The sequence below is a fragment of the Caulobacter sp. CCNWLW153 genome (assembly GCF_036889365.1).
GTDB lineage: Bacteria > Pseudomonadota > Alphaproteobacteria > Caulobacterales > Caulobacteraceae > Caulobacter > Caulobacter radicis.
In genome coordinates this window covers 103,021-121,202 of record NZ_JBAKFV010000002.1, presented here as the reverse complement: position 1 = coordinate 121,202, position 18,182 = coordinate 103,021, and the positions used below count along the sequence as shown (strand labels likewise).

11 protein-coding genes are annotated in these 18,182 nt (G+C 67.7%); 6 read left to right on the top strand and 5 right to left on the bottom strand.

Annotation, left to right across the window (positions count from 1 at the left end):
- Positions 1 to 37: 37 nt before the first annotated feature.
- Genes V6S85_RS04215 through V6S85_RS04205 form a run of 3 tightly spaced genes read left to right on the top strand, consistent with a single transcriptional unit; the run spans position 38 to position 4,442 of the window.
- Positions 38 to 1,855: a hypothetical protein gene (locus V6S85_RS04215; RefSeq protein WP_334348151.1), complete on the top strand. Its 1,818-nt coding sequence runs from the start codon at positions 38 to 40 to the stop codon at positions 1,853 to 1,855.
- The gene (locus V6S85_RS04210; protein WP_334348150.1) at positions 1,852 to 3,501 is read left to right on the top strand and encodes a hypothetical protein; all 1,650 of its coding nucleotides are present in this window, start codon (positions 1,852 to 1,854) and stop codon (positions 3,499 to 3,501) included. The genes V6S85_RS04215 and V6S85_RS04210 overlap by 4 nt, the downstream gene beginning before the upstream one ends.
- Positions 3,502 to 3,545: 44 nt before the next feature.
- A complete protein-coding gene (locus V6S85_RS04205) occupies positions 3,546 to 4,442 on the top strand; it encodes a hypothetical protein (RefSeq protein WP_334348149.1) in 897 nt (298 codons plus the stop codon).
- A gap of 81 nt (positions 4,443 to 4,523) precedes the next feature.
- On the opposite strand, the gene V6S85_RS04200 is transcribed toward V6S85_RS04205, so the two are convergent.
- The 5 genes from V6S85_RS04200 to V6S85_RS04180 form a co-directional block, all read right to left on the bottom strand.
- Complete coding sequence (locus V6S85_RS04200) at positions 4,524 to 5,006, bottom strand: hypothetical protein (RefSeq protein WP_334348148.1); 483 nt, start codon at positions 5,004 to 5,006, stop codon at positions 4,524 to 4,526.
- Between the two features lie 80 nt (positions 5,007 to 5,086).
- Positions 5,087 to 5,281 carry a hypothetical protein gene (locus V6S85_RS04195; protein WP_334348147.1) on the bottom strand — a complete coding sequence of 65 codons (195 nt, stop codon included), beginning with the start codon at positions 5,279 to 5,281 and terminating at the stop codon, positions 5,087 to 5,089.
- Positions 5,282 to 5,348: 67 nt separating this feature from the next.
- Positions 5,349 to 9,191: an FG-GAP-like repeat-containing protein gene (locus tag V6S85_RS04190; protein WP_334348146.1), complete on the bottom strand. Its 3,843-nt coding sequence runs from the start codon at positions 9,189 to 9,191 to the stop codon at positions 5,349 to 5,351.
- Between the two features lie 170 nt (positions 9,192 to 9,361).
- Positions 9,362 to 12,949: an FG-GAP-like repeat-containing protein gene (locus tag V6S85_RS04185; RefSeq protein WP_116569460.1), complete on the bottom strand. Its 3,588-nt coding sequence runs from the start codon at positions 12,947 to 12,949 to the stop codon at positions 9,362 to 9,364.
- Positions 12,950 to 13,155: 206 nt separating this feature from the next.
- On the bottom strand, positions 13,156 to 14,127 hold the full coding sequence (locus V6S85_RS04180; RefSeq protein ID WP_334348145.1) for a GDP-mannose 4,6-dehydratase: 972 nt from the start codon (positions 14,125 to 14,127) through the stop codon (positions 13,156 to 13,158).
- Between the two features lie 335 nt (positions 14,128 to 14,462).
- Between V6S85_RS04180 and gmd the strand changes: the two genes are divergently transcribed.
- From gmd to V6S85_RS04165, 3 genes are all read left to right on the top strand, one after another.
- Positions 14,463 to 15,497 (top strand): GDP-mannose 4,6-dehydratase, encoded by a 1,035-nt coding sequence (gmd, locus tag V6S85_RS04175; protein ID WP_116569462.1) that lies wholly within the window; start codon positions 14,463 to 14,465, stop codon positions 15,495 to 15,497.
- Positions 15,498 to 15,593: 96 nt separating this feature from the next.
- Complete coding sequence (locus V6S85_RS04170) at positions 15,594 to 16,958, top strand: glycosyltransferase family 4 protein (protein WP_116569463.1); 1,365 nt, start codon at positions 15,594 to 15,596, stop codon at positions 16,956 to 16,958.
- A gap of 1 nt (position 16,959) precedes the next feature.
- Positions 16,960 to 18,180, top strand: coding sequence for a glycosyltransferase (locus tag V6S85_RS04165; RefSeq protein WP_334348144.1), 1,221 nt, complete (start codon positions 16,960 to 16,962; stop codon positions 18,178 to 18,180).
- The last annotated feature ends 2 nt before the right edge of the window (positions 18,181 to 18,182 follow it).

Below are 18,182 nucleotides of genomic sequence, written 5' to 3'. Positions count from 1 at the left end.
ACTCGTGGATCCAAGCAGGTCTCTCTATGGTGTAGTCATGGTTGAACCGTCGATCGTTCTGGATAGCTCGGATGTTCCGGTCGGAAAGGTTCTCGCGGACTCCCTGCGCCTGGTGATCCAGAGCGACTGCGTCGGTTCGGCGCTGATCCGCTTCACCATGGCCACGCGGCATTTTTCCAGCCAGCTGCCCTACAACGAGCGGATTTCGCACCGCCTGAACCTGGAATGGCTGGTCATCTCCGAGGACGCGGGCGAGGTCCTGGGCGTAATCAGCCAGAGCGACCACAGCTATCGGCATCCCGAGATCGTGCTCAGTCTGCCGCGCGACAGGACCCTGGTCCTCATTCCCAGCGCGCCGTACCTGTGCGACGCGGCTCTCGCCGTCGAGGCGGTGGCCATCCCGCTGGGCCTGGGCGAGCCGCGCTACCGCTACGAGGTCGAGGTCGGCGCGGCGGCGGACGCGGGCGTCATCGGCGGCCAGTGGTCCTATCGCGAAGGGCACCTGCCGTTCCAGCACTGGTTCCACAACAAGGCCTTCCGCTGGGGCTTCGACGGGGCGACCCTGCGGCTGCCGGCGGTCCCGGGCGCGGCGATGTGGGTCGCCGTCAACGCCCTGTGCCGAACCGAGATCGAGGTGTGGGTCGGTGACGTCCACCTGACGACCTTGGGCAAGATATCGGGGTCGGACCGCTGGCATGACGAGGCCTACGGCTTCGTGGTGCCCGCCGAGGTCGTCGTGGACGACGAGGTCGAACTGGCCTTCCGCTTCGCCAAGAGCCGGACGGTCCTGATCGACTTCAACCTTCGGCAGGACGTCCTGGCGATGTCGCGCGTCATTGTCGACGTTTTCGAGAAGGACTGCTCGGCCTTGCCCGAGCGGCTGGCGAGCCGCCTGTGGCGCGACCCTGTCGGCGCGACGCCCTCGTTGGGCGACGACCTGACGGATCCGGACGGCGACCATGGCCAGGCCCAGGCCGCGCTGTTGGCGGCGCCGATCGAGTTCAGCCTGGTTGGTCGATACTTCGCGCCGCACTCGCATTTCTGGACCACGATGCGCGGCGTGATCGCTGGCTTCCAGGCCAACGGCGTGACCATGAGCCTGCTTCCGGCGAACGCCCCGGCGGACGTGCTGGCCCGGTTCGAAAGCTGCGTCGTCGGGCCGATCCGCTTCGATCAGGCCTTGGGCGAACGGCTCCGAGGTGACCCCAGCCTCCACGCCGCTGTCGTTGCGCCGACCACCGGGTCGCTGGCGGCCCTTGGGTTCGCGATGGACGAGGGTCTGCTGTCCGCCTTCGGATACCGTGAACTGTTCGATGTCGCGCTGCCGGACGGCGGCAAGGGCAACTTCTGGGAGCTGGCGCTGGTGCGGCCGGGCTTCTGGTCCGAAGAGAGGCTCGGCTGGGGCGGTACGACGCTGATCGGCCGCGCCGTCGACACGCCCTGGACGCTGCTGGCGTCCGCCAGCGCGGAAGACTGGATGGAGATGGGCGACCCGGCTTCGCGCGCGGCGCTCGACGTGTTTGTCGGCGCGGCGAGCACGCCCCGGGCTGTCACGGCGGGCGGCCGTCCTTGCGGGCTGCTGGTCCGCGACGGCGCGCTGGTGCTGGTTGCGGCCGAGGCGCGGACGGCTCTTCGCGCCAGCGGCGGCGGCATCGCCAGGGGGTGGCCGGACATCGAGATAGACGCCGAGCTGTTCGACGAGCAGCGCCTGCCGGTTCTTCTGCACGGACGCGCCTTGCCCGCCTCGGGCGTGGTCGCGGAGGCCCTGCGCCAGGTCCGCGACCAGGTGGCGCGCGCGACCTTGACCTCCGGCCGTCACCTGCGGTTTCCGCTCCAGGCGCCGGAGGCTCCATGAAGATCAACATCCTGATCGACAACCACCTGCCGGTGGCCATCGAGAACTACGGCTTGGCGGAGCTCGACGTCGAGGCCATCCGCGGCTTCCTGCGGGAGATCGCGCCGGCGCGCCTGACGGCCTTCGCCTACGGCCATGACGGATGGGCGCAATATCCTTCGGCGCTCAACGCCGCGCCCCCCGGCATGCCCATGGACCTGCTGGGGCTGTGGAAGTCCCTCGCCGCCGAGATCGACGCCCAGTTCGCCATCTATGTCAGCACCTTGCGCAACGACCTGCTGCTCCAGGCCGAGCCCTACTGGCAGCGGTTCGCGCTGGATGGATCGGGCTCGTATCGCATCGATCATACCTCGCCCTACTGGGAAGCCTGGCTGAAGCCCGTGCTCGAGGAACTGATCTCGACCTATGAGCCGACCGGCTTCTTCTTCGACGGCGACTACTGGACCGTCGGGGAGAGTCTGGGGGGCTATCGGGGCGAAGCGGCGCGCGAGGTGTTTCCGGAACTGGGCGAGGATCCGCTGCCGGCCATGACGGCGGAGCAGCATCGCCGCCTGACCGTGGTCACCTACGAGCAGTACTTGGCCAAGCTGGCGGCCTTTCTGGCGCCGCGGGCCCCGGCCAGTTCGGTCAACCTGGCCTTCACCTTCCGCCATCCGGCGGTAAGGCCCGCGGGCCTGGACCTGATCACGAGCGACTTGCCGCCCTTCTTCGCCGCTCTCGACTGCTGGCTGGAGACCGCTGTCACGTCGGCCAAGGACGCCGAGCGCGAAGTCGTGGTTCCACTCTTCGTCGAGCCGGAAGGCGGCGGGCGCAAGCTGGTCAAACCCCTGCCTCAGCTCATCCACGAGGTCGCGCCGATCCTGGCCATGGGGGAGTCGCTGCACTTCTACTTCCCCCTGTCGGTGACGGGGCGTTTCGACGTCAGCTATGCGCCGCTCATCACCCGCCTGCGGGACGAGGTCCGGACGGTCGCGCCGCATTACGAAGACGCAGACTTCCTCTTCGCGCCGGATGTCTTCTGCCTGTCCGACAGCGAGCGGATCTGCGAGAGCCAGGACTTGGTGGCGCTCCGCGGCTCGGCGATGCTGGCCTCGCTGGCGGGGCTGAACTTCTGCATCGCCCCGACCAGCAGGTGCCTGGAGAGCCTGCCGGAGATGCGGCTTCTGATCGCTCCGCTCGAGCTTTCGCCATCGGCGGCGGCGTGCGTGGAGCAGGCCCGCGAGCGAGGCGTGCGGGTGCTCCAGCGAGACGACGCCGCGGCCAATATGAGAGTGACGCGCGCCGAGATAGACGCCCTGAAGGCCGCATATGCCGAGACGCCCGCAAACTGGTGGGCCGACTTCGACCTGGTTCGCCCGTTGAGCGCCTTCGTTCGCATATTCCGGAAGGAAAACGGCGACTGGCGGATCTTCGTCTACAATGGGTGCGAGATCGGGTCTCCGCTGGGACGGCGCGTGCTGAACGAGGGCGCGGGGTATGCCGGCCGGGTGAGCCTGACGGCGCCGGCGGGCGCCACCGTGAGCTTCGTCGAGGGCTACGTCACCGATCTGCAGATCGACGGCCCGTCGGTTTCGTTCGGGCTGGACGGCGCTTTCGCGATCATCGAAGGAAAGCTGGACGCTTCCCGAGCCCAAGACGCCGCCTAGGCGTCGGTTTCATCTTCACCCTTGTCATGACGAGTCCGACCCTGATGAGCGAACCAACCATCGTCTTCATCCAGCGCGGCTTCCCGCCGTTCCTGAAGTACTGCGTCGCCCAGGCGCAGGCGTGCGGCTACCGCACGATCGTCCTCGGGGACGAGGAGGTGGGCGCTGCGGTCGACTGCGAATTCTACAACATTGCCGACTACTTCGCCGACGCCAGCCGCTTCGCCGAGCGCTACATCCACATTGGCTCGAACAGTTACGACTACGAGCTGTTCTGCTTCCAGCGCTGGTATGCGCTGCGCGAGCTGGCCCGCCAGATCGGCGGGGAAATCTACTACGTCGATTCCGACGTGCTGGTTTTCCCGGGCTTGGACTACGCCAAGCATCTGATTGGCGGGAAAAAGCTGTTCAACGTGCCGTGGATAAACTACTTCCGCAGCCACGAAGAGATTTCGTTCTACATCGACTTCGTCGATAGATGCTATGAGTCGGAAGAGAAGATCCGGGCCATCTCCGAAAAGTATCTGTATCACGGCATCGCGCAGATGTCCGACATGTACCTGTTCTACGAGATCGGCAGTCAGTATCCGGACCAAGTCGTCAACTTCAAGGACTTCGGTCACTACCTCGGGTTCGACAACTGCGTGCGCGACATGGTGGGTTACCAAACCCGCCATCACCACAAGATCGTCAACTTCCGGGATGGGCTGCCCTACTGCCCGCGGGACGTCGGAGGGGAGACGCGGTTCTTCTCGCTTCATTTCCAGGGCATGAGCAAGCCGCTGATGCAGTTGCTGCATACGATCAGCGACCCCAAGGCGCTGGAGCGCCTCGACGATCTGACCTTCTGGTTCGATCTGCCCGGACACAGCGCGGCGCCGGGCTACGACGTCGTCAAGGCGGCTTTCGACGAACTCTCGGCCGCCTCGCCCAGCGCCTAGAGCGCGCCAGGTTTGGATTGGGCCATCCAAACCTGGTCACCCAGCTCCAGGTGATGACGGCGTCTCGCCTGGCCGCGGGCCTCAGAACTCGAAGGTGGCGAGCTGGCAGGCGGCCTTGTCGCCGTCCTGCAGGACCCAGGCCTGGATCTTGCCCTTGAGCAGCGGGCTGGCGGCCGACCAGCCGGTGTCCGGCGCGGTGACCGCCGGCATGTTCTGCGGGACATCCGGGCGCGGCCGCCCGCCTTCGCCCGCCCCGACGATGCGCCCGGCCTCGTTGGTCAGCAGGATGTGGTCGCCGCGCTTCTTGGCCACGCCGTCCCAGCCCCAGCCTTCGAAGCCCACGCCGGGCTTTGCGCCTTCGTAGCGGACCCGGGCCACGTCGATATAGCCGTTGCAGGTCTCGCCGACGGTGAAGCGCTCTCGGATGGGCTTGCCGATCATCGACGCGCTCCACGCCGGGGGAGGCGGCAGGCTGTCGTTCGAGAGCGGCACGCTGGCCGGTTGCTCGCAGCCGGAGACCATGAAGCCGAACGCGGCTCCGACAAAGATCGTCCGAATTCTCATGGCGTCCTCCGTTGGCCGACTCGTCGCCATCGGCAAACTAGCGCGCCGCATTGCTTTCGCGAGCCGTTATCTTGGATCGTTCAGCGCGACGGCGACGAGGCCGCGCCGATCGCCGGGCGGGGCGGCGACAGGCCGGACTCGGAGATGTCCTGGGCCCGTTGGCCATAGTTTGCCGCCCAGATCGCGGCGGCCAGCAGGCACGCCGCGATGACCAGGATCACCCACCAGTGCGGATGGGAGGAACGGAGGCGATTGAACTGCGATGACCACTGCATTGAGCTTCAACGCACGCCGGCGACGATGGCTGCGTCGCGGCGTGCCGAAGTTGGGTCCAGGTCAGGGTCAGACGATGATGAAGTCGCCGGCCGAAGGCGGGCTGTTGGGAGGGTTGATGATCCACTCCTTCACCTCGCCGGTGGCGGTGTTCAGCCACATGACGTCGTCGACGCCGTCATGGTTGAAATCGCCGACCGCGGCCACCGTCCAGCCCGCGGCCATCGAACCGGGATCGAACGAACCCGCCCAGTTGCCGTCGCGGATGGTCCAGATGTCCATCTGGCCCGTGAACTGCTGGCGCCACAGGATGTCGTCGGTGCCGTCGCCGTTGAAGTCGCCAATGCCGGCGAACTGCCAGTCGGTGTTGTAGAAGCCCGGCGAGTAGGAACCGGCCCAGGCGCCATTCTTCAGCAGCCACAGGTCGACCTGGCCGGTCTGCGGGTTGCGCCAGAAGATGTCGGCCGTGCCGTCGCCGTTGAGGTCGCCGATCCCCTGCACGCCCCATTCGAGGTTGTAGGAGCCCAGGGTGTAGGCGCCGGTCTGGACGCCGTTCTTCATCAGGACGGCCTGGGTGACGCCCGTCTGGCTATTGCGCCACAGGAAGTCGTCGCCGCCGTCGGCGTTGAAGTCGGCCGCGCCGAAAAGGGTCCATTCCGAGCCGGGCGCGATGATGGTCATGCTGCCCTGGTTGGGCACGCCGTCCTTGATGAAGCTGGCGAGGTAACCGCCGGCGTCGGTCCTCCAGACGACGTCGTCGACGCCGTCGCTGTTGAAGTCGCCCACCGCGACCACGCTGCTGGCGCCCGAGACGGTCAGGTTGAAGGCCCCGGCGTTGCGGCCGTCGCTCATCAGCCAGCCGGTGTAGGCGTTGCTGAACTTGTAGTCCCACAGCACGTCGATGGAGCCGTCGCCGTTGAAGTCGCCGGACAGGGCCGGCTTCCAGTCCGACAGCGCGCGGGCCGGGTCGTAGGAGCCTGTCCAGTTGCCGCTGCGCAGGCGCCAGGCGTCGGTCTGGCCCGTGGCGGCGTTGCGCCACAGCACGTCGGCGTTGCCGTCGCCGTCGTAGTCGCCAAGGCCGGCGACCTGCCAGGTGGTGTCGTAGAAGCCCGGGGAGAACGAGCCCGCCCATGCGCCGTTCTTCAGCAGCCACCCGTCGACCTGGCCGGTCGTCGGATTGCGCCACAGCACGTCGCTGACGCCGTCATTGTTGAAGTCGGCGATGCCGGCCACGTTCCAGGCGGTGCTGTAGGCGCCCGGCACGAAGCTGCCGGTCTTGACGCCGCCGCTCATCAGCCAGGCCTCGACCTGGCCGGTGGTGGCGTTGCGCCACAGGATGTCGGCGTCGCCGTCGCCATTGAAGTCGCCCGAACCGACGACGTTCCAGTCCAAGCCCTTGTTGTCGCCCGGCGTGAAGTCGCCCGTGAAGCCGCCGTTGCGCATCATCCAGCCGGCCAGCTGGCCGGTGGCGGTGTTGCGCCACAGGATGTCGGCGTGGCCGTCTTCGTTGAAATCGGCGACCGCGGCCACGGCCCATTCGGTGCTCCGGACCCCGGGCGAGGCCAGGGACGTCAGCGTGGAGCCGTTCAGCGTCCGGATCTCCATCGCGCCGGTGGCCGTGTCGCGGAAGAGGATGTCGTCCTTGCCGTCGCCGTTGAAGTCGCCCAGGCCCGCGATGGCGCGCCCGGTCATGTCGGCCGGGGCCATGGAGTCGAACGCCTGGAACCCGTCGATGGTCCAGGCCTCGTACAGGCTCTTGCCGTTGCGCCAGATCACGTCCTGCAGGCCGTCGCCGTTGAGGTCCGCCGAGCCGGCGGTGCTCCACTCCGAGCCGTAGGAGATCGGGCGTATGCTGCCGATCGACAGCGTCGCCGGCGACGACACCGTGGTCATACTGGCCCGGCCCAGCTGGGCGATGGCCACGGCGGCGCCCGCGCCCGAACCGTCGGCGTCCCAGTAGAGCGTGCGGTTGGAGGTGTCGTAGAAGAGCGTGCGGCCAGCGCCGGTGGCGGCCGAGCCGAGCTGGAAGGTGATGCCGGAATCGGCCAGGGTCGTTCCGGTCAGGGTTCCGAAATCGCCGCGGTCGAGGCCGATCTTGTCAACATTGACCACGAAGTCGGTGATGAAGTCCTTGCTGCCGGTCTGCAGCACGAAGGTGTCCGAGCCCAGGCCGCCGGTATAGGTGTCGCCCTGGGCGTTGCCCTTGAGGACGTTGTTCAGTTCGTTGCCGATCAGGATGTCGGCGCCGAAGCCGCCGATGGCGTTCTCGATCCACACGCCGGCGGCGATCGTCAGGCCGCCGTTCACCTTGCCCACGTAGGAGACGAAACCGCCGCCGCCCGGCGCGTTGAGCAGGGTCGCGGGGCGCAGGTCGATGACGGCCGCGTCGAGCGCGCTGGACGCCGATATCGTGTCCACGCCGCCTGTGTCCCAGATCGCCCGGTAATAGGCCGACGCCGTGATGTCCAGGATGGGAAGGGAATAGACGGTGTTGCCGGTGTTGGCCGCGACGGCGCCGTACTTGTCCTGCAGGGCCGCGATGTCGAGCGCCATCGGCCCGGCCTGGCCGCCGTAGCTGTAGGAGACGAACTTGCCGGCCGGGCCCGAGGGCCAGCCGTCGTTGTACGACATGATCGTGTAGACGCCCTGGTTCAGCCCGGCCGAACCGTAGGAGCCGAACTCGGACAGGACGCCTTCCATGACCTCCGACGAGCCGCCGGCGTCGTGCGGGTGCGCCAGGCCCAGGCCATGGCCGATTTCGTGCAGGATGGTGCTGTAGGCGATGCCGCCGATGTTGAGGCTTTCGGCGTTCCAGCTGGCCAGGGTCGGCGAGAAGACGCCGATCGCCGGCGACGAGGGCGGGGTCGTCATCATGCCGGCCACGCCGTCGTCGAGGCCGGAATCCAGCACCATGACCATCGTGGCCTGGCTGCGGTCGGTGACGACGGTGAACCGGACGTTGGCCACGGCCGAAATCGCCGAGGTGACGTTCATCACCGAGCGGATTTCCTCGTTCGTCCAGGCGCGATCGGCGGAATAGCCGCCGAAGGTCTGGCCGGCGCCGGCGAAGTAGATCCGGACCTCCGACGTGTTGAGCTTCGTGCCCCAGTCGATGGTGTCGACGGGGTCCTGCGGACCGATCTGCTGGGCCGTCAGGGTGTAGCGGCCGGTTTCGTCCGAGAAGGCCCGGGCGGTGACGTAGTAGACGCCGGCCGTCGTCGGGGTGAAGCGGACCTCGGAGTTCAGGCCGTTCGGACCGTCGTCGTTGGAGGCGACGATCTTGCCGCTGGCGTCGCGGATCTCGATGAAGGGGTCGCCGAGGCCGCCCGAGGTCGCCGCGTTCAGCGCGAACACATAGCCCTGGCCGCCGTTCAGCGTGATCCGATGCCAGTCGGTGTCGCTGGCGAAGTCGATCTGGCTGCTGACGCTGCCGCCCACCGTGAGCACCGAGGTGGTGGAGGTGGTGTCGGGAATGTTGTCGGTCGGGGTCGCCGCGCTGACCGCCAACAGTGAGTAGCTGCCCGGACGCCCGTCGGCGGAGCCGGCCGAGACGTAGATGTAGCCCGAACTGGTCGCCGTGTAGCTGTAGCGGGAATCGAGCGAGGTCAGCGAGTCGTCGTTCTCGCCGATCAGCAGGCCGCTGCTGTCGTAGATGCGCAGGTAGGGGTCGGGCAGCGAGGTTCCCGCCGCGTTGCCGCTCATCGTGTAGCTGGAGAGCGCGATCGTGTAGGTCCGCCCCGCCTCGACCTGCAGGCGATACCAGTCGGTGTCGTTCGCCGAGTTGATCCAGCCGAAGGTGACGCTGCTCAAGGTGAACGTCGTCGACGCGTTGCCCGGCACCGTGTCGGCGCCCTGGGTCTGGGCGATTTCCAGGAGAGGAGAGCCCAGACGCGCGACTTCGGAAGAGACCACGACGTCGAGCTCGGGGCTCTGCGTTCGGTAAGAAATCACATCAACTTGCACGTTAACCGCCACAACAAGCGCTACCTTTCGGTTGAAGCTTGTTGTGGCGGGCGTTGCAAGGCCAATGCTGCGGAAAATTGCGAATTCCGCGGCCGGGTTTCCGGTATGTCACATCGACGTCAGGCGATGATGAAGTCCCCGGCCGAAGGGGCCGTGTTCGGCGGGGTGACGATCCACTCCTTCACCTCGCCGGTGGCGGCGTTCAGCCACATGATGTCGTCGACGCCGTCGTGGTTGAAGTCGCCGACCGAGGCCACCGTCCAGCCCGCCGGCATGGCGCCGGGATCGAACGAGCCCGCCCAGTTGCCGTCGCGCAGGGTCCAGATGTCCATCTGGCCGCTGAACTGCTGGCGCCACAGGATGTCGTCGGTGCCGTCGCCGTTGAAGTCGCCGATGCCGGCGAACTGCCAGTCGGTGTTGTAGAAGCCCGGCGAATAGGAGCCGGCCCAGGCGCCGTTTTTCAGCAGCCACAGGTCGACCTGGCCGGTCTGCGGGTTGCGCCACAGGACGTCTGCGGTGCCGTCGCCGTTGAAGTCGCCGACGCCCTGGACCTTCCAGTCGAGATTGTAGGCGCCCAGGGTGTACGAGCCGACCTGCTGGCCGTTCGAGATCAGGCTTGCCTGGGTGACGCCGGTCTTGGCGTTGCGCCAGAGCAGGTCGTCGGTGCCGTCGGCGTTGAAGTCGCCGGCGCCGAACAGGGTCCAGTCCGCGCCCGGCGAGGCCGGAGCGAAGGCGCCCGCATAGCCGCCGGACTTGATGTACCAGCCGTCGAGCGCGCTGTTCTCGGGGCTGCGCCAAATCAGGTCGTCGGTGCCGTCGCCGTTGAAGTCGCCCACGGCCGCCACTTCGAACGCGCCATGGCCGCCGGTGTTGAAGCTGCCCGACTGGGCGCCGTTGCGCATGTACCAGCCGTCGACCGCGCCCGTGTAGTTGTTGCGCCAGATCAGGTCCTGGGTGCCGTCGGCGTTGAAGTCGCCGGTGGCCGCCAGAGCCCAGTCCGAGCCGTGCGTGCGCGGGTCGGAAGAGCCCGTCCAGTTGCCGCTGCGGAGGCGCCAGGCGTCGATCTGGCCGCTGCTGGCGTTGCGCCACAGCACGTCGGCGTTGCCGTCGCCGTTGTAGTCGCCCAGGCCGGCGACTTCCCAGCTGGTGTTGTAGTTGCCCGGCGAGAACGAGCCGGCCCAGGCGCCGTTCTTGAGCAGCCAGCCGTCGACCTGGCCGGTCGTCGGATTGCGCCACAGCACGTCGCTGACGCCGTCATTGTTGAAGTCGGCGATGCCCTGGACTTCCCACGCGGTGCTGTACGCGCCGGGCACGAAGCTGCCGGTCTTGACGCCGTTGACCATCAGCCAGGCCTCGACCTGGCCCGTGGCCGTGTTGCGCCACAGGATGTCGGCGTTCTTGTCGCCGTTGAAGTCGCCCATGCCGACGACTTTCCAGTCCGTGCCCTTGTTGTCGCCCGGCGTGAAGCCGGTCGAGAAGCCGCCGTTGTTCAGCAGCCAGCCGTCCAGCTGGCCGGTGGAGGTGTTGCGCCACAGGATGTCGGCGCGGCCGTCGTTGTTGAAGTCGGCGGTTCCGGCGATCGTCCAGCCGGCGCCGTGGCTGCCCGGATTGGTCGAGCCGGCCCAGGCGCCGTTGTTGAGGAACCAGATGTCGGCGGTGTTGGTCGAGGCGTTCCACCACAGGATGTCGTCGACGCCGTCGCCGTTGTAGTCGGCCGCGCCGGCCACGTCCCAGCCGGCGCCGTGGCTGCCCGGCGTGGTCGAACGGCGCCACTCCATGCCGTTGATGATCCAGAGATCGGTCTCGCCGGTATTGGTGTTCAGCCACAGCGCGTCGTCGGTGCCGTCGTGGTTGAAGTCGCCGGTGGCGGCGACCTTCCAGCCGGTGGTGTGGGTGGTCGGCGCGCCGTTGCCGATCGACCGGGCGGTCATCGGGTTGCTCTCGGCCACCCGCAGGGTCGAGGCGCCGATGCGGGCGAACTGGACCGCCGCGCCGGCGCCGGAGCCGTCGGCGTCCCACGAAATCGCGCCGGTGGCGGCGTTGTAGAGAATGGTCGGGGCGGTGGTCGTCGCGCTGGCGCCGACCACGAACGCCACGCCGGCCGTGGCCAGAGAGCCCGAGGCGCCCAGGCCGAAACCCGCGCGATCCAGGGCGATCTTGTCCTGGCCGGCCACGAAGTCGAGGATGGCGTCGACCGCGCCGCCGCTGCGGTTGAAGCCGAAGGTGTCCGCGCCCGCGCCGCCGTACAGGGTGTCCTGGCCCTCGTAGCCGGTGATCACGTTGGCGCCGGCGTCGCCGCGCAGCACGTCGGCGAAGTCCGAGCCGGCGAGGTTCTCGATCGAATAGTAGAGGTCGCCGGCCGCGTCGCCGGTGTTGTGGGACAGGTTGGTGAAGTCGACATAGACGCCGGTCGTGGCGCGCCGGAAGCCGGCGGTGTCCGAGCCGGCCCCGCCGTCCAGGCTGTCGCCGCCGCCGCCGCCCTCGATCAGGTCGTTGCCGTTCTGGCCGAGCAGGGTGTCGTAGCCGCCCAGGCCGTAGAGGCGGTCGTCGCCGTCGCCGGCCTGGATCACGGTGCCGCTCGCCGACCCGGTCAGGTTGTCGCCGAACGCGCTGCCGATGATGCCCTCGATGCTGGCGTAGGTGTCGCCCGCGGCGTCGCCGGTGTTGCGGGTGGGGTCGCTGAGGTCGACGGTCACGGCCAGGGCGTCGGCCACCGTCACCTTGGCGTAGGACACCCAGTCGAAGCCCGCGCCGCCGTCCATGAAGTCGGCGCCGCCCATGCCCGACAGGATGTCGTCGCCGCCTTCGCCGTAGAGGAAGTCGTCGCCGGTCAGGCCCAGGATGTTGTTGCCGTTGTCGTCGCCGTACAGCCGGTCGCCGCCGAAGAACGAGCCGGCCAGGTCGCGGAAGTTGACATAGGTGTCGCCGGCGGCGTGGCCGGTGTTGATCGACGGATCCTTCAGCGAGACCGTCAGCCCCGTGGGCGAGGTCTCGTAGTCGAGATAGTTGCCGCCCGCGCCGCCGTCCATGTAGTCGGCCCCGGCGTCGCCGATGATCACGTCGTAGCCGTCGCCGCCGAACAGCCGGTCGTCGCCCGCCAGGCCCCACAGCTGGTTGGCGTCGGCGTCGCCGTAGAGCGTGTCGTTGTAGTTGGTGCCGGTCAGGTTCTCGACGCTGGCGTCGTAGGTGTCGCCCGCGGCCCAGCCGGTGTTGATGCTGGAGTCGGCCAGCGACGCGATCAGGCCGGCGTTGGCCAGCTGGTAGCTGGCGATGTCGTCGTCGGCCCCGCCGTCGAAGTGGTCCACGCCCACGCCGCCGACCAGGTTGTCGTCGCCCGCGCCGCCATAGAGCCAGTTGGTGCCGGCGCCGCCGTAAAGGGTGTCGCCGCCGCCCAGGCCGTAGAGCTTGTTGTCGCCCGCGCCGCCATAGAGGCCGTCGTCGAAGTTCGAACCGATGATGTTCTCGATCGAGGTGAACTTGTCGCCATGGGCGTCGCCGACGTTCTGGCTGGGCGTGCCCTCGAGATAGACCTCGACGCGCGATCCGGCGGTCGCGTAGCTGACGGTATCCTCTCCGGCGCCGCCGTTCAGCTCGTCCGCGCCGCCCAGCCCCGAAAGGGTGTCGTTGCCGCCGCCGCCGTTGAGGATGTCGTCGCCTCCGGTGCCGACCAGATTGTCGTCACCCGCCGTGCCGTTGATGGTCGCCATCCAGCGCCTCCGCCTGTTCGCCGATCTTCCGTCGAGATACGCACGCCAATGCCAAGCCCCCCTGGAACGCGGCGCGTATCAGGAGTGACGCATATCCAACGAATTGGAAATTATTCGTTCTGTGCGATCGTTTTTTACAGTCGCCGCAGATTCGACCCGGACCAACGCGGCGGAAGGACGCAATCGACGGGCGTCGGCGCCCGTTTTCAGGCCGCCAGGCGCGTACGCCAGTAGTCGAGCAGGCGTTGCAGCGTGTCTTCGAACGCCATCTCGGGCCGCCAGCCGCAGGCCGCGTGAATGGCGGCGTTCGAGCCGCCCGCCCTGGCGATGGCCGAGGGGCGCAGGCGTTCGGCGTCCACCTCGACCGACACGTCGACGGAGGTCAGGCCGAGCATCGTGTCGAGCACCGAGCGGATCGATCGCGTCCGGCCGGAGCAGATGTTGAAGGTCGAGGCAGGATCCAGCGCGTCCGCGTTGCTCAGCAGCAGGTTCGCCGCGCGGACCATGTCGGCGATGTCGCAGAAGTCGCGCTCGGCCGACAGGTCGCCGACCTTGATCGTCGGCGGCGCCTCGCCGCGCTCGATGCGCGCCAGCTGGGCGGCGAACGAGGAGGTGACGAACCGCTCGTCCTGGCCGGGTCCGATCTGGTTGAACATCCGCAGTATAAGGTGGGGGCCTTTGTGGACGTCCCGGATCATGTACTCGGAGGCCGACTTCGAGCGGCCGTAGGCGTTGGTCGGCTGGAGAGGGGCGTCCTCGGTGACCTGGTCGTGGTCGAGGAAGGTGCGGCCGTAGCATTCGCCGCTGCTGGCGAACACGAAGAGCGCGTCCGGGGCGTGGCGGTGCAGGCTTTCGATCAGGTTGTAGGTGGCCAGGAAGTTGCCGCGCCACATGTCGAGCTGGGCGGAGGCGGCCAGGTGAACGCTCGACTGGGCCGCCAGGTGAATGACCGTGGTCGGGCGAAACGCCTCGATGACGGGGTCCACGGCCTGGTCCATGCACAGGTCGACGCAGGCAGTTTGTACGCGAGGGCCCAGGGCGGCGGCGTCGCCATCCCTGCGCGCGGTGGCCAGGAAGGCGGCCGACGGCCAGGTGTGCTGCAATTGGCCCAGCAGCGCCCGCCCCACGAAGCCGCCTGCTCCGGTGACGAGCACCCGTTGATCTTCCGGCTTACCCACGCATCCAACCCAGCTGCTGACATAGCGAAGCGCGCCAGGCCCTCGCCAGGGGCGGCGCCGCGTCTCCGCTCACGATGAAACGTCTCGCGACGGACGCCGCCGACCTCGCCCGCGAGTTCGGGGCGACCCCTTGCGTTCGCTCCTAGCTTATCCCGACGGGCCGCGCATCGATAAATTGCCGGGCGGACGAGGCGGCGCATGCGGCCTCCATGTGCATGGGGGAGTTCTTCAGCAGGCGCGGGCGGTTACAACTTGAAGGCATAATCGCTTGGATTCCGGCTTGGGCTATTGTACGCGCAGCCAGCATTGCTCCATTTCGAATCGCGGGGGTCCTTATGAAGACGGCATTGGTCACTGGCATTACCGGCCAGGACGGAGCCTACTTGGCGTCTAACCTCCTCGAGCGTGGCTATAAAGTCTACGGTACGTACCGTCGTGGCAGCTCGGTCAATTTCTGGCGGTTGTCCGAAGTCGGCGCCCTGGGGCACGAAAATCTCGAACTGGTCGAGTACGACCTGCTCGATATTGGCTCGGCCTTCCGTCTGATCGAGAAGTACCAGCCCGAAGAAGTCTACAACCTCGCCGCCCAGAGCTTCGTCGGCGTTTCGTTCGAGCAGCCGGTCGCCACCGCCCAGATGACCGGCGTGGGTCCGCTGAACCTGCTCGAAGCCATCCGGATGGTGAACTCCAAGATCCGCTTCTACCAAGCCTCGAGCTCGGAGATCTTCGGCCTGGTGCAGGCCGTGCCGCAGAACGAGGACACCCCGTTCTATCCGCGCAGCCCGTACGCGGCCGCCAAGCTGTTCGCCCACTGGCTCACGGTCAACTACCGTGAATCCTACGACATGTTCGCCTGCAGCGGCATCCTGTTCAACCACGAGTCCCCGCTGCGCGGCCAAGAGTTCGTGACGCGCAAGATCACCAACACCGCCGCCCAGATCGTCCTGGGCAAGGCCGACGTGCTGGAGCTCGGCAACCTGGACGCCAAGCGCGACTGGGGCTACGCGGCCGAATACTGCGAAGGCATGCGCCTCATGCTGCAGCATGACACGCCCGACACCTTCGTGCTGGCCACCAACCGCACCGAAACCGTCCGCAGCTTCGTCGAGATGACCTTCAAGGCGCTCGACATCGCCATCGAATGGAAGGGCGAGGGCGTCGACGAAGTCGGCCTGGACGCCAAGACGGGCAAGACCCTGATCAAGATCAACCCGCGCTTCTTCCGTCCCTCGGAAGTCGAGCTGCTGCTGGGCGACCCGGCCAAGGCCAAGGCCGCGCTCGGCTGGGAGCCGAAGACCTCGCTCGAGGAACTGTGCCGCATCATGGTCGAGGCGGACATGCGACGTAACAAGGCCGGCGCCTCCTTCTAAAGAGGCGTTCGGTTCGGACCAGGCGGCGCCCCTCGCGAGGCGCGGCCTGGTCAAGACGCCGAGCTGAATGCGGCGGTTCACTCCGGGGCGTTGTCTTTGAACAGCTATTTCGATCTTTCGACGTCCGCTCGCTGGTCCGGGCACGCCGTTGGCATCGTGCGCGTCGAGCGCGAACTCGCCCGCCGGGCCGCCTTGTCGGCCGACATGGGCTTCTGCGTCTACGACCGCGCGGAGCGGTGCTTCAAGCAGATCGATCCCAAGGCGGTCGCCCCGATCCTGGCGGGCGAAATCACGGTGTCGTTCGACCTGCCCGCCGAAGAGCTGCCGGCGCCGCCCGAGAGCTGGCGCTTCCGGGCGCGCGAGGCGGTGCTGCGGCATCCCAGGCTCTATCAGGCGGTGCAGCGCGTGCGCGGCCGCCGCTTTTCCCTGACCGAGATCGCCGATGTCCGGCGCTACGAGGCCGAGGCGCGCTCGGCGCCCAAGCCGAAGTCGACCATCGTCCCGCTGGCCGACGTCGTCATCGGGAAGATCGCGCTCGACGCCGACACCCGGATCATCTCCGGCGGCCTGGACTGGGAATACAAGGACCTTCGGGCGATCTACGAGCTGAAGAAGGTCCATGGCTTCTCCTACGCGGCGATCGTCTACGACCTGATCCCGCAGATGATGCCGCAGTTCGTCGTGCCGTCGTACGTGAACCTGCTGAAGGACTATTTCGGCGAGCTGTTCTGGGTCGCCGACGCCTGCATGTGCATCTCCGAGTCCACCCGCCGGGACATGATGCGCTATTGCGAGCAGTTCGGCATTCCCGCGCCCCGTTCGGACGCCTTCCCCCTGGGCTGCGACGTGGTCTCAGCCAAGCGCGAGTCCGGCGAGGCCGAGCCGCCCGCGGAGCTCCCGCCCGAGCTGGAAGGCAAGCGCTACGCGCTCTTCGTCTCGACGATCGAGCCGCGCAAGAACCATCGCACGCTCTACCAGGCCTGGACGCGCGCCATGGACGAGGGGCGCCTGGACCCGGCCAAGCACCGTCTGGTGTTCGTCGGGCGCAGCGGCTGGGCGGTCGGCGACCTGATCCAGGAGATGGACGCCAATCCGGTGGCGCAGGAAACCATCGTGCGGCTCTCGAACATTTCGGACGCCGAGCTCGACCTGCTCTACAAGCATGCCGACCTGGGCCTCTTCCCGTCGTTCTACGAAGGCTACGGCCTGCCCCTGGCCGAGATGCTGGGACACGGCAAGGCCTGTCTCTCCAGCCGTTCCGGCTCGCTCGAGGAGGTTGGCGGCGATCTGGTCGAGTACATCGACCCGCTCGACACCCTGGGCTGGTCGGAGGCGATCGTCCGGATGTTCAACGACAAGACCGCCCGCACGGCCCTGGAGCGGCGGGTGGCCAAGACCCACAAGCCGGTCACCTGGGACGCCGCCGCCGACCTGTTCTTCGCCCGGCTGAAGGATCTGTAGAATGCCGCGGGTTCTCAGCCTTTCGACCTATCCCGTCGTGCAGCCGATCCATGGCGGGCAGCGGCGCATCCACGCCTTCTCCCAGCGCCTGGTCGCCGGCGGCTGGGAGTTCGTCAATGCGTCGGTCTACGATCCCGACCATTATTCCGGCGCGGCGGTCGGCCCCAACGACCTGCCCCTGCGCTACCCGGGCATGGCGTGGCGCGGCCTGCCGCTGGTCGGCGACCTGCAGGCCGGCGAGTTCGCCGCCACCTCGCCTGAGGCCTATGCCCATTTCGCCCGCCTGGTGGAACGCCTCGCGCCCGACTTCATCCAGCTCGAGCAGCCGTTCCTGTGGCCGCTGGTCAAGCGGCTGCGCGCCGAGGGCGTCGCGGCGGACACGCCGGTGATCTACTCCTCCCAGAACTGGGAGGCCCCGCTGAAGCACAAGATGCTGGTCAAGGCCGGCGCGCCGGAGGCCAAGGCCCGCGAGGTCGCCGAAGCGATCACCGCGCTCGAGCGCGAGCTTTCGTGCGCCTCGGCCGCCATAGTCGCGGTTTCGGAGTCGGACGCCGAGCACTATCGCGCCGCGGCTCCCGACGTGCCGGTGTTCGTCGTTCCCAACGGGGTCTCGCGCCCGGTGACGCCGACGCCCGAGGACGAGCGCGCCTGCGACATCTACGAGGGTCGCAAGTATCTGCTGTTCGTCGGCAGCGCCTATCCGCCCAATATCGAGGGCTTCCTGCATCTGGTGCTGAAGAACGGGCTGTTCTTCTTCCCGCCCGAAAAGAGCGTGGCGATCTGCGGCGGGGTCTCCCACGGCATTTTCGGCAACGGCGTGTACCAGGCCCAGATCCACGCCAACAGCCGGCGCTGCCAGTTCTTCGCCGACGTCTCGGACGGCGAGCTCGAGGCGCTCAAGCGCGGATCCCACGCGGTGATCCTGCCGATCCAGTTCGGCGGCGGAAGCAACCTGAAGACCGCCGAGGCCCTGGCCTCGGGGCGCTGGGTCGTGGCCACCTCGATCGCGATGCGCGGTTTCGAGCGGTTCGCCAACGCCCCGGGCGTGCTGGTCGCCGACACGCCCGACGCGTTCCGCGACGCCATCGTCAAGGTGCTGGCCTCGCCGCCGCTGAAGCTGACCGCCGCCCAGGCCAAGGCGCGGGAGTCGGTCTATTGGGACCGCTGCTTCGACGCCGCCGGCTACATCGAATTCTTCGACCGGCAAGCCGTCGGCGCCTGAGC